This window comes from Cellulophaga baltica (assembly GCF_900102165.1).
GTDB classification, from domain to species: Bacteria; Bacteroidota; Bacteroidia; order Flavobacteriales; family Flavobacteriaceae; genus Cellulophaga; species Cellulophaga baltica.
The window spans coordinates 1-16,933 of the sequence record NZ_FNBD01000007.1; the positions used below are offsets into that span (position 1 = coordinate 1).

Annotated in this window: 11 protein-coding genes and 2 tRNA genes; 5 read left to right on the forward strand and 8 right to left on the reverse strand. The window is 34.7% G+C overall.

The genetic code is table 11. The features are described from left to right. Positions 1 to 19 precede the first annotated feature (19 nt). The 3 genes from BLQ19_RS12540 to BLQ19_RS12550 all read right to left on the reverse strand — a co-directional run bounded on the left by BLQ19_RS12540 (position 20) and on the right by BLQ19_RS12550 (position 2,372). Positions 20 to 94: transfer RNA gene (locus BLQ19_RS12540), tRNA-Pro, on the reverse strand. Between the two features lie 41 nt (positions 95 to 135). Next, positions 136 to 223: transfer RNA gene (locus BLQ19_RS12545), tRNA-Ser, on the reverse strand. Positions 224 to 323: 100 nt separating this feature from the next. Further along, positions 324 to 2,372: an HD family phosphohydrolase gene (locus BLQ19_RS12550; protein ID WP_074538586.1), complete on the reverse strand. Its 2,049-nt coding sequence runs from the start codon at positions 2,370 to 2,372 to the stop codon at positions 324 to 326. Positions 2,373 to 2,575: 203 nt separating this feature from the next. Here BLQ19_RS12550 and BLQ19_RS12555 point away from each other — a divergent pair, with 203 nt between their 5' ends. After that, positions 2,576 to 3,751, forward strand: a complete 1,176-nt coding sequence (locus BLQ19_RS12555; RefSeq protein WP_074538587.1) for an acetyl-CoA C-acyltransferase — start codon at positions 2,576 to 2,578, stop codon at positions 3,749 to 3,751. Between the two features lie 18 nt (positions 3,752 to 3,769). Continuing rightward, entirely contained in the window at positions 3,770 to 4,522 is a 753-nt protein-coding gene (locus BLQ19_RS12560) for a C40 family peptidase (protein ID WP_025614671.1), read from the forward strand. 86 nt (positions 4,523 to 4,608) lie between these two features. On the opposite strand, the gene BLQ19_RS12565 is transcribed toward BLQ19_RS12560, so the two are convergent. Continuing rightward, positions 4,609 to 5,871 (reverse strand): tetratricopeptide repeat protein, encoded by a 1,263-nt coding sequence (locus tag BLQ19_RS12565; protein ID WP_024480159.1) that lies wholly within the window; start codon positions 5,869 to 5,871, stop codon positions 4,609 to 4,611. A gap of 25 nt (positions 5,872 to 5,896) precedes the next feature. Continuing rightward, entirely contained in the window at positions 5,897 to 8,428 is a 2,532-nt protein-coding gene (gyrA, locus tag BLQ19_RS12570) for a DNA gyrase subunit A (protein WP_024480158.1), read from the reverse strand. 256 nt (positions 8,429 to 8,684) lie between these two features. Here gyrA and BLQ19_RS12575 point away from each other — a divergent pair, with 256 nt between their 5' ends. Continuing rightward, on the forward strand, positions 8,685 to 11,234 hold the full coding sequence (locus BLQ19_RS12575) for an ATP-dependent Clp protease ATP-binding subunit (protein ID WP_074538588.1): 2,550 nt from the start codon (positions 8,685 to 8,687) through the stop codon (positions 11,232 to 11,234). Positions 11,235 to 11,529: 295 nt separating this feature from the next. Continuing rightward, positions 11,530 to 11,931: a hypothetical protein gene (locus tag BLQ19_RS12580; protein WP_025614669.1), complete on the forward strand. Its 402-nt coding sequence runs from the start codon at positions 11,530 to 11,532 to the stop codon at positions 11,929 to 11,931. 114 nt (positions 11,932 to 12,045) lie between these two features. Here the strand turns inward: BLQ19_RS12580 and BLQ19_RS12585 are convergent, their stop codons facing one another. From BLQ19_RS12585 to BLQ19_RS12595, 3 genes are read right to left on the reverse strand one after another with little or no spacing between them, the layout of a single operon-like run. Further along, positions 12,046 to 12,225: a hypothetical protein gene (locus tag BLQ19_RS12585; RefSeq protein ID WP_025614668.1), complete on the reverse strand. Its 180-nt coding sequence runs from the start codon at positions 12,223 to 12,225 to the stop codon at positions 12,046 to 12,048. Positions 12,226 to 12,252: 27 nt separating this feature from the next. Continuing rightward, positions 12,253 to 12,663: a hypothetical protein gene (locus tag BLQ19_RS12590; RefSeq protein WP_074538589.1), complete on the reverse strand. Its 411-nt coding sequence runs from the start codon at positions 12,661 to 12,663 to the stop codon at positions 12,253 to 12,255. A 3-nt stretch (positions 12,664 to 12,666) separates the two neighbouring features. Continuing rightward, on the reverse strand, positions 12,667 to 14,214 hold the full coding sequence (locus tag BLQ19_RS12595) for a bifunctional ADP-dependent NAD(P)H-hydrate dehydratase/NAD(P)H-hydrate epimerase (protein ID WP_074538590.1): 1,548 nt from the start codon (positions 14,212 to 14,214) through the stop codon (positions 12,667 to 12,669). A gap of 272 nt (positions 14,215 to 14,486) precedes the next feature. Between BLQ19_RS12595 and thrA the strand changes: the two genes are divergently transcribed. Further along, complete coding sequence (thrA, locus tag BLQ19_RS12600) at positions 14,487 to 16,931, forward strand: bifunctional aspartate kinase/homoserine dehydrogenase I (RefSeq protein WP_074538591.1); 2,445 nt, start codon at positions 14,487 to 14,489, stop codon at positions 16,929 to 16,931. Positions 16,932 to 16,933: the final 2 nt, after the last annotated feature.

Below are 16,933 nucleotides of genomic sequence, written 5' to 3' on the forward strand. Positions count from 1 at the left end.
CAACCTATCTCTAGGTTCGTCGGGGTGGCAGGATTCGAACCTGCGACCTCCGCGTCCCAAACGCGGCGCGATAACCGGGCTACGCTACACCCCGAGAAGTGTTGTAACACTATCTCTTTCAATAATAAAAAAAAGCGGAGAGACAGGGATTCGAACCCTGGGTACACTTTTGATGTACGACGATTTAGCAAACCGTTCCTTTCGGCCACTCAGGCACCTCTCCAGTAATTTCAATTATCTTGCATTTAAAATGCGGTTGCAAATGTACTTTTTAGAATACGATATCGCAACTTTTTTTTTACTTTTTTTTTATCTATTTTCTACTACTCTGGATACTCGACTCTTAGATGATAAATATTTGTTAGTTTTTGCTTCATCACCTTCTTTATGGCTTCAATTTCCTTAAAAGTGATGTTCGCATTTAAAAACTGATTGGCGTTCATCTGTCCGCTTATTATCTTGTTTACAAATTCGTCAATAATCAAGAACGTAGGATTTTTTAAACTTTTTGAAGCTGCCTCTATGGAGTCTGCCATCATTAAGATAGCTGTCTCCTTAGAAAAAGGAGTTGGTCCTGGATATCTAAAATCCTTTTCGTTCACCTCCCCATCAATTTCTAATTGCTTTTTATAAAAATAATAGACCAAAGTAGTGCCGTGATGCACCCGTATAAAATCTATAATCCGGTCGGGGAGATTATTTTTTCTAGCCAATTCAATACCTCCGATAACATGATCTATGATTATCTTCGCACTATCTATTGGCGCTAATTCATCATGCGGATTAACATTGGTAATTTGGTTTTCCGTAAAATACGTTGGATTATTCATTTTACCAATATCATGATACAAAGCCCCTACCCTAACCAGCATAGCATTTGCTCCTATCTCATTGGCTGCCGCCTCTGCCAAATTAGCCACTTGTAAAGAATGATGAAATGTCCCAGGAGCCTTATTGGATAATTCTTTTAAAAGTCTAGAATTTGTATCAGACAGTTCTAATAAAGAAACATCAGACACCAGTCCAAATACCTTCTCATAAATATAAATTAATGGTTGCACAAAAAGAGTGATCATCCCATTCAATAAAAACAAGCCGAAAACTAGCCATTGAACATTATCAAGATTTCCTTCGTGAATTATATGAAACGCAAAATATGCGACAATGTAAATAAGGATAATCTGCCCCACAGAGATAAAGAGATTCGCACGCTTGTACAATTCAGAAACCGTTAGAATAGTTACGATACCAGTAATAATTTGCAGAAAAACGTACTCAAAACTATTAGGCACTACGAAGCCTAAGATAAGCACTGCCAAAACATGTACAAACAGCCCTAAACGCGCATCAAAAAATGTTTTTAAGATGAGCGGTAAAATACAAAGCGGCACTACAAATACATAAGCCTCATTATACTTAACCACCAAGGTGGTCACAAATACCATGATAAGTATATTGAAGAAAATAAAAGTAACTTTCGTATTATTTTTATAAATGTCTTTCCTATATTTCTTTAAGAAAAGCAAAAGCATCATGAGTACTAATGCCACCAATACGGAGTAACCAAATAAAATAAAATAGTAATTATTTGAGGTCCACAATTCTGACTCATACTCACTTTTAAGCGATAATAGAATTTTATAGTTTTCAGATTCAACCACCTCTCCCTTAGCAATAATTAACTTGCCTTGATCTACAGTTCCGCGCGTATAAGACAGCTTAGAATACGCATCTTCTAAAACTTTCTTAGACAATTCTCTATCCTGAAACACATTAGGTTCCACTATTTCAAAAAGCAGCCGTTGGTACTCCTTTTCTAAATTAGAAACATTGTTTCGTTTAAGAACAACATTAATAACACTATCCAAATCTTCTTTTGTAAACAGCTGATTACTATTAATTCTTATCTCCTCATTATTCCGAATAAGATTTATACTATTGGATGTAGATTTAATTGCGGCATCATTCGACACCCCTTTTTCATAGAGAACATTCAATATATTTTCACCAACATCATAAAGTTTATCCTTATTTGCCGGCACCTCAGATAACCCGTCTATCAATCTTTTAAACTCAGAAGAATAAGCAGCGTACACTCCATTTACAATCTCCTTATCATAAGAGTAATACGGTATTTGTCTGTTTTTAATGGCAGCTTTCTCTTTCTCTATGTCATCATCAGACTTTTTTATAGAGAAATCTACCGGAGCATAGTAATTATCATACTGCCAAGGTTTCCCTTTTTGGAATTCATACTTAAACTTTCCTCCTTTGGGGAAGAAAAAAACAATAAGCACGGTAGAGAGTATATAGATAAAATATTTATATACGGTAGATTGATTTTTATAGAGATTATCTAAAAATGTACTCATTAGGATTTGTTAATGTATTTCAAAAATAGAAAATATAAGCTTAACAATTGATTTTAGGAGAATTCATAAATGCTATAGGAGTAAATAAAGTATAAACACTGAGGAATAAGTAAATATTAACAATATTCGCCTCCTTTTTTTAAAATCATCCCAGTTCATTGCACTTAAATTTATTAATTTCGCACAACTAATTATTCGACAAAATGAAAAAAGTAGTAATCGTATCTGCAGTGAGAACTCCTATAGGAAGTTTTATGGGTAGCTTATCCACTGTATCAGCACCAAAATTAGGCGCGACAGCAATTAAAGGCGCTTTAGATAAAATAAAATTAGATGCTTCTTTAGTAGAAGAAGTAATCATGGGTAATGTTGTTTCTGCAGGAACAGGTCAAGCACCTGCAAGACAAGCAGCTATTTACGCTGGAATACCAAATACTGTTCCCTGTACTACTATTAATAAAGTATGTGCTTCTGGAATGAAAGCCGTTATGCAAGCCGCTCAAGCAATTGCATTAGGAGATGCCTCTATTGTAGTAGCTGGTGGTATGGAAAACATGAGTTTAATTCCGCATTACGTACATATGCGTAATGGCCAAAAATTTGGACCTACTACACTTGTAGATGGGATGCAAAAAGATGGTTTAGTAGATGCTTACGATGAAAATGCTATGGGTGTTTGTGCAGATGCCTGTGCAACGAAATATGAATTCTCTAGAGAGGATCAAGACAATTATGCCATACAATCTTACAATAGATCTTCTGAGGCATGGGAAAAAGGCAATTTCAACAATGAAATTGTTCCTGTAGAAGTACCTCAACGTCGCGGTGAACCTACAATAGTACATCAAGACGAAGAGTATAAGAACGTAAGAATGGATAAAATTCCATCACTTAGACCTGCTTTTACAAAAGACGGTACGGTAACCGCTGCAAATGCTTCTACGATCAATGATGGCGCTGCTGCTTTAATACTAATGAGTGAAGAAAAAGCAAAGGAATTAAACTTAACTCCTTTAGCGACTATTATAGGATATGCTGATGCTGCTCACGAACCAGAATGGTTCACTACAGCACCTGCCAAAGCACTTCCTAAAGCTTTAGATAAAGCCAATATTACTATTAAAGATGTTGATTACTTTGAATTTAACGAAGCATTTTCTGTTGTTGGCTTAGCTAATATGAAATTATTAGGTCTTACGGATAAAAACGTCAACGTAAATGGCGGTGCTGTCTCTTTAGGACATCCTTTAGGCTGCTCTGGCGCAAGAATCCTGGTTACCCTAATAAATGTCTTAGAACAACAAAATGGAACCACAGGAGCTGCTGCTATTTGCAACGGTGGTGGTGGTGCTTCAGCCATTGTAATCAAAAGAAATTAATTATCAGTAGACCAAACTATGCAATACGGCATATGCCCTCTTAGTGTTGTTCCTGTACGATTAAATCCTGAAGATACCAGCGAATTAATAAGTCAGTTACTTTATGGCGATTACTATAAAGTAATTGACACTCGTAAATTTTGGAGTAAGATCAGGATCGCTTATGATGGTTGTGAGGGCTGGATTAGCAACTTACAATTAAGATTTATCACCGAAGAGGAATACACAGCTATTGCTGCTAAAAAAGACCATGTATACGCCAATGATTTGGTTTCTTTTGTAGCGACACCAGAAAATGCGCTGATACCTGTACTCTTAGGAGCCACCATAAGCAATGCTGCATTATTACAACATACCTTTGAAGGAAGTGCTACGGTAAAATCTTCTAACAAAAATAATCTAATCGAAGTTGCATTGCTTTACCTAAATGCACCATATGTATGGGGAGGAACTACTCCCTTTGGCATTGACAGTTCTGGCTTTACACAAATGGTCTATAAAATTAATGGCCATAATTTACTCAGAACCGCTGGCCAGCAAGCTACGCAAGGTGAAGCATTAAGTTTTATTGAGGAAAGTGAAGCTGGCGATTTAGCTTTTTTTGACACCAATGAGGGGATTATTAACCATGTGGGTATCATCATGCAAAATAATTATATCATTCACGTAAGTGGCACGGTAAGGATTGATCGTATAGACCACACCGGTATTTTTAATACTGATACAAAAACCTACACGCACAAACTCAGAGTAATCAAAAAAATATTTTAAACATATATCTTCTGATTACTTAAGAGCAATAAAAAAGCCTTTACATAATTTGTAAAGGCTTTTTATATTATTAGTAGTACATTGAATTACTCTCCAATTAACTTCTTTAATCTCATGAAGTTTTCATTATCACCTAAAGCTCCATAAATGTTCTTTAATTGCTCTAAGATTCCTTGATTATCTGGATTTAATTTTAAAGCTTGCTCTAAAATATCAGCACCCTTTTGAAACAATCCATCTTTTTTCTTTTTAAGCTCATCGTATTTTGCGATATCGGCTCTAGAATTCCCTAATGAATTCATAGAATCTATCATTCCGTTTCCTTCGTTTACATACGTTGTAGATAAGTTTAATTGTGCATTTACATAACCAGGGTTTATTTCTAAAGCTCTATTATATGCAGCTCTTGCATCTTCAATATTACCTTGCTCCATATTAACAACACCGATATTATAAAACAAATCTGCGTTATCTGGCTGCAATGCTGTAGCTTCTGCCATTAAAGACTTAAACTTATCTTTATCTCCTAATTTGAAATAAAGATTAGCTTCATTTAAAATTAAGTTAACATCTTCAGGGTCATTTGCACGTGCATCTTTATAAGCACCTAACGCTTTATCATCCTGACCTAATTGCGTATAAATTAACGCGATGTTTTTAATAATTTCAGAACTCTTAGAAGGACTTTTCTCTTCTTTAGGATCTTTGTAAGTCTTAGACTTTACCATAAGATCTCTTTGAGTCTTATCCATTTCTTCAGTTTCACCAGTAGCTACGTTAACCGCTGTATACTTAACTTCAGAACCGTCATACCCTAAGTCTTTAAGCTCATTGTAGTATGTTAATGCTTGCTCATATTCACCACCATTCACAGCACTACTTGCCGCATAATACAAGTAAACAGTATCTTTTGGACTCAATTGGTAGCCCATGTACAGTTTTTCTGCTGCTGGTTTGTATTGCTTATTGTTGTTATCTTCAACGGCAGCATTGATTAAATCTGCTGTCATTCCTGATAATTTTTGCTTTGATTCTACTGTATATTTAGCTTTTCCTGACGCTTCTTCCGTAGCAATAGTTTCTCTGTAAGACTCGATAGCTGTATTAAAGGCACTTGCATCTCCTTTTTTTGCAAGCATAGCAAAAGTTTCTCCTTTTAAGAAGTGATACTGTGCTTTCATTTTATCATCTGCACCACCTATTAAAGAGGAAGCACTTTCTAAGGCAGTTTTAGCTTCAGCTGCACTACCTGACTTTAATGCTTTTTCTGCAGTTTTTAACTCGTTCTTCTGCGAGAATGCTACCATTGTGCAAGACATTGCAGCTGCTATAAATAATCTAGTTTTCATTTTTAATATAATTTTAATTTAGTGTTTATTCTTCAGTTTCAGTATCCTCAGTATCAATTGCCGTGCCATTCTCCGGATCTACATCCAAATCGTTCACATCTAGCTCATCTACAGCATCTTCGTCTTTCATGACTTTTGCCACAGCTGCGATAGAATCTTTACCTTTTATATTGATTAATCTAACTCCTTGCGTAGCTCTACCCATAACACGTAGATCTTCAACGCTCATTCTAATAGCAATACCCGATTTATTGATAATCATTAAATCATCAGAATCAGATACATTTTTAATAGCTACTAAACCTCCTGTTTTTTCAGTAATAGAAATTGTTTTAACTCCTTTACCTCCTCTATTCGTCACTCTATAGTCTTCAATACTTGAACGCTTACCATACCCCTTTTCAGAAACTACAAGAATCTCTTCTTCAAAGTTATGTACAGATACCATTCCTATTACCTCATCATCATCGCTAGCTAAAGTAACCCCTCTAACCCCTGAAGCATTTCTACCCATTGGCCTTGTCTTACTTTCTTCAAAACGAATAGCTTTACCTGACTTAAGTCCTAAGAATATTTCACTAGTACCTGTAGTCAGTTTAGCTTCTAATAGCTCATCATCTTCTCTAATACCAATAGCATTAATACCGTTTTGACGTGGTCTAGAATATTGCTCTAAAGAAGTTTTCTTTACAATACCTTTCTTAGTCGCCATAATCACAAAGTGACTATTTACATATTCTTCATCTTTTAAATCTTGCGTACAGATGAATGCTTTTACTTTATCATCACTTTCAATACTAATTAAGTTTTGAATAGCTCTACCTTTTGATGATTTACTTCCTTCAGGAATTTCATAAACACGCATCCAGAAACATTTTCCTTTCTGGGTAAAGAATAACATATATTGGTGGTTGGTACCCACAAATAAATGCTCTAAGAAATCTTCATTTCTAGTAGAAGATGCTTTTTGACCAACTCCTCCTCTATTTTGTGTTTTGTACTCAGAAAGCGCTGTTCTTTTAATATAACCTGCATGAGAAATAGTTATTACCACTTGCTCATCCGGAATCATATCTTCCATACTAAGATCACCACCTGCAAAGTTTATTTCAGAACGTCTATCATCACCGTACTTAGCTTTTACTTCCGCTAATTCTTCTTTGATAATTTCCATTCTACGCTCTTTACGCGCAAGAATATCTTTTAAATCTTCTATAGTCTTTTTAATCTCATCGTATTCCGCACGTAACTTGTCTTGTTCCAGACCTGTCAATTGGCGTAAACGCATCTCAACGATTGCTTTTGCCTGAATTTCTGTCAGTTTAAAGCGTTCCATTAAGTTTGTTCTCGCTTCGTCTGCATTAGAAGAGGCTCTAATAATAGCGATAACCTCATCTATATTATCAGAAGCTATAATCAAACCTTCTAAGATATGTGCTCTATCTTCTGCTTTTTTAAGCTCAAATTCTGTTCTACGAACAACTACTTCATGTCTATGCTCTACGAAATAATGAATCATTTCTTTCACATTCAACATCTGTGGTCTTCCATTAACTAGTGCAATGTTATTAACACTAAAAGAAGACTGAAGCGCTGTATACTTATATAAGGTATTTAAAACAATATTAGGAATAGCGTCTCTTTTTAAGATGTAAACGATACGCATACCATTTCTATCAGACTCATCTCTAATGGTAGAAATTCCTTCTATTTTCTTATCATTAACAAGATCGGCAGTCTTCTTAATCATATCTGCCTTGTTTACCTGATAAGGAATCTCGGTAACAATGATACATTCACGCCCTTGAACCTCTTCAAAAGATGCTTTTGCACGCATTACTACACGCCCTCTACCAGTATGAAAAGCTTCTTTGACCCCATCATAGCCGTAAATAATTCCTCCCGTAGGAAAATCTGGAGCTTTTATATGGGTGATTAACTCATCAATGGTAATATCATTATTTTCAATATAAGCTATGGTACCATCTACAACTTCTGTAAGGTTGTGAGGAGGCATATTTGTTGCCATACCTACTGCTATACCAGAAGCACCATTTACCAATAAGTTTGGTATTCTGGTAGGTAATACTTTAGGTTCCTGTAAAGAATCATCAAAGTTTAATTGATGATCTACAGTATCTTTATCTATATCTGCCAACATGTCGTCAGCAATTTTACGCATACGCGCCTCTGTATAACGCATTGCTGCCGGGCTATCTCCATCAATAGACCCAAAGTTACCCTGACCATCTACAAGCATGTAACGCAAACTCCATTCCTGAGCCATACGTACCATAGAGTCATAAACAGAAGTATCACCATGTGGGTGGTACTTACCTAAAACCTCACCCACGATACGTGCAGATTTCTTATGAGCACTTGTTGAACGAACACCTAATTCGTACATTCCAAATAAAACTCTTCTATGTACTGGTTTTAAACCATCCCTAACATCAGGTAACGCACGTGACACAATGACCGACATTGAATAATCAATGTAAGCGGATTTCATTTCATCATCTATGTTGATAGGAATTAATTTTTCTCCTTCTGCCATTTTAAAATCTTATATTATTTACTAGGTTAAAAAACATGCCAATATACAGAAAATCGAAGCTATCAATACAATTCTTTCATAGTTTATTTAAGAATTTATCAACAGTTTACACTATAGTGTTATTAATAAAATGAATTGCCTTTAGTTGTGAATGTATGTTTTTTTCCGTCTATTAGATATAATTTATCGAATATAGGAACAGTATTTGTTATTGTTTCAGATAGATTTAGTATTTTTAATGTTGAAAGGAATATATATGGATGATAATTTTTCACCTAGAGTAAAAGATGTAATTGCTTACAGTAAAGAAGAAGCTTTACGACTTGGTCACGATTTTATAGGTACTGAGCACTTAATGCTTGGGCTATTGCGTGATGGAAGTGGAAAAGCAATTAGCATTCTTGACGCTTTAGATGTAGACTTAAATCACCTTCGTAGAAAGGTAGAGATTTTAAGTCCGGCAAATCCCAATGCTACTCCTATGCAAAAAGACAAAAAGAATTTGCATTTGACAAGGCAGGCGGAACGCGCACTAAAAACAACTTTTTTAGAAGCAAAGCTTTTTCAGAGCTCTTCTATCAATACAGCACATTTATTGTTATGCATTCTAAGAAATGAGAATGACCCAACTACAAAATTGCTACATAAATTGAAAGTAGACTATGATGGAGTTAAAGAACAATTCAAATCTATGATTACAAGTGATGATGACTATGTAGATTCACCTACATCAGAATCTTTCCCTAATGATGCCGATGATGCAGCAGAAGGTAAAGAAGGAAACTTTGGAGGAACAACGAATCAGAAAGGAAATAAAAAATCTAAAACTCCAGTTTTAGACAATTTTGGTCGCGATTTAACACAAATGGCGGAAGAAAATAAATTAGATCCTGTGGTTGGTAGAGAGAAAGAAATAGAACGTGTTTCTCAAATCCTAAGTAGAAGAAAGAAAAACAACCCCCTTCTTATAGGAGAACCTGGTGTTGGTAAAAGTGCAATCGCAGAGGGTTTAGCACTACGTATTATTGATAAAAAGGTATCACGTATACTTTATAATAAACGTGTAGTTACCTTAGATTTAGCTTCTTTAGTTGCTGGTACAAAATACCGTGGCCAGTTTGAAGAACGTATGAAAGCGGTTATGAATGAGCTTGAAAAGAATGATGATATTATTCTTTTTATTGATGAAATTCATACTATAGTAGGCGCAGGTGGTGCTACAGGAAGCTTAGATGCTTCTAACATGTTTAAACCAGCATTAGCAAGAGGAGAAATTCAATGTATTGGTGCAACTACCTTAGATGAATACAGACAGTATATAGAGAAAGATGGTGCTCTAGAGCGTCGTTTTCAAAAAGTAATTGTGGAGCCTACTACCGTAGATGAAACTATTGAAATACTTAAAAACATCAAAGGAAAATACGAAGATCACCATAATGTTATTTATACAGATGAATCTATTATTGCTTGTGTAAAGCTTACCAATAGATACATGACTGATCGTTTTCTTCCAGACAAAGCCATTGATGCATTAGATGAAGCGGGTTCTCGTGTACATATAGTAAATATGGATGTACCTAAGCAAATTCTAGAGCTTGAAAAGCAACTAGAAGATGTGCGTGAACTTAAGAATACTGTTGTAAAAAAACAACGTTATGAAGAAGCTGCGAAACTTAGAGATGACGAAAAGAAAATTGAAAAAGATTTAGCGGTAGCCCAAGAAAAATGGGAAGAAGAAAGCAAATTACATAGAGAAACTGTAACTGAAGAAAATGTTGCAGACGTAGTTTCTATGATGAGTGGTATTCCTGTAAATAGAATTGCTCAAACAGAGATAACTAAGTTATTTGAGCTACCAGACCTTATTAAGTCCAATGTAATTGGTCAAGATGAAGCGGTTGCTAAAGTAGCCAAAGCTATTCAAAGAAACAGAGCTGGATTAAAAGACCCTAATAAACCTATTGGATCTTTTATTTTCTTAGGTCAAACTGGTGTGGGTAAAACTCAATTGGCTAAAGTTTTAGCAAAAGAATTATTTGACTCTGAAGATGCATTGATTCGTATTGATATGAGTGAATACATGGAGAAATTTGCTATCTCTCGTTTGGTAGGAGCACCTCCAGGATACGTGGGTTACGAAGAAGGTGGCCAATTAACTGAAAAAGTTCGTCGTAAACCTTATGCCGTAGTTCTTTTAGATGAAGTAGAAAAAGCGCATCCAGATGTGTTTAACATGATGCTTCAAGTATTAGATGATGGCTTCTTAACAGATAGTTTAGGCCGTAAGATCGATTTTAGAAATACAATCATTATTATGACCTCTAATATTGGTGCGCGACAATTGAAGGACTTCGGACAAGGTGTTGGTTTTGGTACTTCAGCAATGAAATCTCAAACTGATTCTCACCAGAAAAGTGTTATAGAAAATGCATTAAAAAAGGCTTTTGCACCAGAATTCTTAAATAGAATTGATGATGTAGTGGTATTTAATCCTTTAGAGAAAGAAGATATTCATAAGGTTATTGATATTGAGCTTCGCAAATTGTTATTACGAATTAAAGATATTGGCTATGAATTAACCTTATCTGATAAAGCCAAAGATTACATTGCCGAAAAAGGTTTTGATAAACAATACGGAGCAAGACCATTAAAACGTGCTATTCAAAAGTACATTGAAGATGCTTTAGCAGAAGAAATTGTTAGTTCTAAACTACAAGAAGGTGACACTATATTTATGGATCTTGATGAAGAAAAAGATGAATTAACCATAAAGATTGAAAAATCTAAAAAAGAATCTGAAGCCTAATACCTTCTAAATTCAATTAAAAAGAGAGCCAATTGGCTCTCTTTTTTTGTTTTCACTACTGCTATACAAGTATGAAAGCCATATATAGCAATTAGGCTATAATCAGATACTTAAAAAGTACTACAACAATATAATTAGCAACAAAATAAATGTAATCGTTTTCATTCAATCACATTTCAGTATTCGCAAACTTTAGTTACTTAAGCGATATATAAGCGCTTTATCTATTATTTTTTAACAGTTTTAAGCTTAGTAGTATTTTCGTCCGCGAGACACACTATTTAAAATACGAAGAATGAGTATTGAACAATCGAAAAAAAGAGTCATCGTTCAAGAGTATCATCTTGAAACTGGTATGGTTCAAGTATACGATGATTACATGGTTGCTATTTTTGCCGAAGGCGCGACCATCACTCTAGAAAGAGCTTATCAAATCATAGGAATTGCAGAAATACACTTTAGGGAAAAAAACTTTGGATACATCAGTTTACGAAAAAATTCGTACGCTTTAGATCCTACCGTTTACAGCTACATTCGTGAAATTGAGAATTTAAAAGCATTTGCTGTTGTTTCTGTTAAAGAGATTGATATGCATAATTTCAAAATAGAAAAGCTATTCTACAAAAATTCCATGAAATTTTTCATTGAATTTGATAACGCACTCGCTTGGATCAAAAGACGTGTAAAAGCTAAATAAAACAGAAGAGCCTTTCATTTACATGAAAGGCTCTTTTTTTATCGAATCTATTAGTATACCAGAAAGAGCTAATCTGAATATTCGTTATGTAAATCAGTATTTTTTTTCATTGGCTTAATCTTTCCACTTCTGTTTTAAGTATTTCCCTAGCATACTCCCCACTATCCCTAAAAGAATAACTATCACCAGCTCTACCCAGTTAAAACCGCTATTCGGAACGTTAGTGGCTCTTGAGTAGATAATATACCCAACCACAGGACCATATGCTACTAAATTAATTACCAACTTTTTCATAGTTATTCCTTATTAAAATTACTTTAATTAATCTCGAAACTGATTGCGTTTTTCTTTCTTCTCCTGAACCTTAATTACAAAACCCGCTTTTTTAATACGCACGGTATCATAAACTGGTTTATCTAAAAAAATTTCATTAATCTTTGGGTCTTTACTAGAGTATTGCACTTTAAAATGCTTGCCCACCCAACCTGGATATATCTTACCATCTAAATAAGTAGCACCTTCAATTTTTTTACTGCCGACATAAAACTCATACATAGCATATGAATTTGAATTTTGAATATCAATCTCTGTGCACTCAACTATTCCATATACCGAAAAATATTTTAAATGAAAGTATGCCTGCAAATTAGTATATAAAAAAAAACATGCAAATAACAAACCAATAACAGCTACTGGTTTTTTAGAGCTAAAAAAATCTTTAAACTTATTCATTCTCTATTGCTGTTCTTGTTCTTCCATTTGCGGGGGCTGTTCCGGCTGCTTAAATAAATCGATATAGGCATTACCCAAACTATCTATGAGTGCACTAGCGGTGAGTGATTGGTAGCCAGTACTCTCCACCGCAATATCTCCAGAGGTTCCATGCAGGTACACCCCGAAAATTGACGCCGTCAAGGGTTCATAGCCTTGAGCAATTAATCCTGTGATGATTCCAGTTAATACATCACCACTTCCAGCAGTAGCCATACCAGGATTTCCTGTAGTATTTATATAGCCTTGACCATCATATACCGTTATGGTATGCGCCCCTTTGATCACTACAATACAATCATACTTTTTTGAAAATGCTTTTACTTTTTTTAATTTATCAAAATCGTCTTTCCACTTACCTAACAAACGTTCCAATTCTTTAGGATGCGGCGTTAATACCGTTTGTGCCGGCAAATTCTTCAAAAAGGCTTCATTTAAAGCCAAGATATTAATAGCATCAGCATCTAAGACCAATGGCGTTTTATTGCTTTTGAGAAAAGTACCTAATGCTTCCTGTGTCTCTTTAGCAGTACCTAAACCCACTCCTATTCCAATAACATCGGGCGTGATATCAAAATTAACTGCACTTATGCATTCATCCTGATCATCTGTTAGCACCATAATTTCTGGCAAAGCAGTCTGCAAAGGCACGTAACCACATTTAGGTAGGTATGCCGTCACTAAACCAGCACCAGAGCGCAAACAAGATTTTGAGGCTAATTGCACAGATCCTATTTTACCATAACTCCCACCAATAATTAAAGCGTGACCGTAAGTACCTTTATGTGCAAATTTCTCTCGCGGAATATAAGACGGTAATACCTCTAATTTGCTTATCAATTCATAGTCGACTTCCGTATTCGCTACAAATTCAGCATCAATCCCAATATCTATAATTTCCCATTGATTGGCATAAACACCTGTTTCTGGAAGGAAAAACACCAATTTAGGGGTTTGAAAACTCAAAATATGATTTGCTTTTACAACGGCATCTTCATTCTTTACTGGTTTATCCGTATAAAGTCCCGAAGGTAAATCTACCGCCAGAACAAAAGCATCTGATGCATTAATTTTTTGCATCAACTTAACCACCCAAGCATCTGGATTCCTATTTAATCCAATACCAAAAATAGCATCTATAACAATATCTTCTTTACTAATTTCTGGAAAATCAGAATCGCTATTAATAAAATTTGGCCAAATTTTACGATCTTTTAATCGCTTTAAATTCAATAAAAAATCATCAGAACGTTTCTCACTATAGTTTACGATATGTACTTCTATACTATAACCATGTTCTTGTAAATGTCTTGCGACAGCTACACCATCGCCACCATTATTACCAATACCACAAAACAGCTGAATTTTTACCGGAGCACCCTGAAGTCTAAGGTGTAACCAATTAAAAATTTGAATAGCGACGCGCTCCATGAGTTCATCACTTTTTATTTGCTGTTTTTCTATTGTATATTTATCAGCTTGGTAGATTTGTTTTGCGCTAAAAATCTTCATTCAATAATAATATTTAACATTAATTGCTGATTCCGTAAAAATTTCGGAAATCATTTGATAATGAACTCAAAAATACTACATTTGACTATATCTTTAAAAGATATAAAGACCTAATAATGGATAGTCAATTTAACCTTTCTACATTTTATATTGCGTGTGATACTACTATCACTTTCAGCACCACTACCCCATTGGGGTAATCTGCTATATACTCGTCCGTTTTCGCATATTCATGCATTTTTATTTTTATTACCACAAAACTATTTCTCATAATGAAAGTTCTAAAATTTGGAGGCACTTCTGTTGCTAACGCTAAAAACATAGCCCTTGTTAAAAACATTGTGGCTAATTCTCAAGTCAATAAAAATATCGTCGTAGTTTCTGCCTTAGGCGGAGTTACAGATTTACTATTAAGTACAGCAACACTAGCTTCTGCTCAAGATAACACCTATAAAAATAGCCTTAAAGAAATTGAGGAAAGACACTTAATTACCATTAAAGAATTGATCCCTGTTTTACAACAAAGCAAGGTATTAAGTAAGGTAAAAAGTGAACTTAACACGTTAGAAACCTTATTAGAAGGTGCTTATTTAATAGGCGAAATTACACCAAAACTATCTGATAAAATTGTTAGTTATGGCGAACTATTATCGTCTTACATCATCAGTGAATATTTTATTGCAGAACAACTCAACTGTAGCTACAAAGATAGTAGAGAACTTATAAAAACAAATTCTAACTTTGGTAAAGCCATTGTAGACTTTGCCACAACAAATTCTAATTGTAAAGAGTTTTTTACAGCCGTTCCTGAACAAGTTATTGTCATGGGTGGCTTCATAGCCTCTTCTACTTCTGGAGATTCTACTACCTTAGGCAGAGGGGGATCTGATTATACAGCTGCCATTATAGCTAGTGCTATTGATGCTGAACTTTTAGAAATTTGGACGGATGTTAGTGGAATGTATACGGCTAACCCAAGAATAGTAAAGCAAGCGATGCCTATTCCGCATATTTCTTATGAGGAAGCTATGGAGCTTTCGCATTTTGGAGCTAAAGTATTATACCCTCCAACAATACAACCTGTACTTTCTAAGGGTATTTCTATTGTCATTAAAAATACTTTTGATGCGGAAAACGAAGGTACCTTAATTACAAAAAATAAAAATGAACTAGGAAAAACTGTTCGCGGCATAAGTCATGTAGAGCATATTGCATTACTCTCGTTAGAAGGGCCTGGTATGGTTGGAATTCCTGGAATCTCTAAACGCTTTTTTGAAGTATTATCACAAGCAAATATTAGCGTTGTATTGATTACACAAGCATCTTCTGAACACTCTATCTGTGTAGGTGTTTCGGATAATGACGCTATAAAAGCGGTTCAAATTGTAAATGAAGCTTTTGAATATGAAATATCCTTAGGCAAAATTAAACCTGTTATTGCAGAAGAAGATTTAGCTATTATTGCCCTTGTGGGCGACAATATGAAGCGTCATCAAGGATTAAGCGGTAAAATGTTTAGTACTTTAGGAAAAAATAATGTTAACATAAGAGCAATTGCACAAGGTGCTTCTGAACGTAATATTTCTGCGGTCATTGTAAAAGATGACGTCAAGAAAGCCTTAAATACATTACATGAGGAGTTTTTTGAAGACAATACCAAACAATTAAACCTTTTTGTAATGGGTGTCGGTAATGTGGGCACAAAATTCTTAAATCAAATACAGCAACAACGTAAATTTTTAAAAGAGAACCTAAAATTAAATATCCGCGTTATTGGAATTTCTAATTCTAGAACAATGGTTTTTGATGAAGACGGTATCAGTCTTAAAAGTTGGGATGAAAAACTAAAAGCTGGAGAAAAAACAGACAAACAAAAGTTCTTTGAAAACATTCAAAAACTAAATTACAGAAATAGCATTTTTGTAGACAACACCGCTAGTGCAGAAGTTTCTGAAACCTATGCATCTTATTTGAAGAACAGTATTTCTGTGGTGACCTGTAATAAGATTGCTTGCTCTTCTGAGTACAACAATTACAAAAACCTGAAAGATTTAGCTCGCAAATACAATGCGCCATTTTTATTTGAAACCAATGTAGGTGCTGGTTTGCCTATTATTGATACGCTTAAAAATCTGATTGCGTCAGGAGATAAAATATTAAAAATTCAAGCAGTACTTTCGGGTAGCTTAAACTTCTTGTTTAATAATTTTAATGACCAATCTACTTTTCATGATATTGTTAAACAAGCACAAGAGCAAGGTTATACAGAACCAGATCCTAAAATAGATTTGAGTGGTATTGATGTAATGCGTAAGATTTTAATTTTAGCACGGGAAAGTGGCAACAAAATAGATATTGAAGAAATAACCAATACACCTTTCTTACCTGAAGAAAGCCTTGCTACCACAAACAATGAGGACTTTTTTGCTTCGCTAATTAAATATGAAGCTGATTTTCAAAAAATGTTTAAAGAGGCTAATGATACCGGCAGTAAATTAAAGTATGTTGCTCAATATGAAGATGGCAAAGCAAGCGTTGGCTTACAGCATATCCCTAAAGGTCACGACTTCTATAATTTAGAAGGTAGTGACAATATTGTATTATTCTATACAGAAAGATACCCTAACCAACCTATGATTATCAAAGGTGCTGGTGCTGGTGCTGAAGTAACTGCATCTGGTATTTTTGCTGATATTATAAGAATAGGTAACTTTTAATC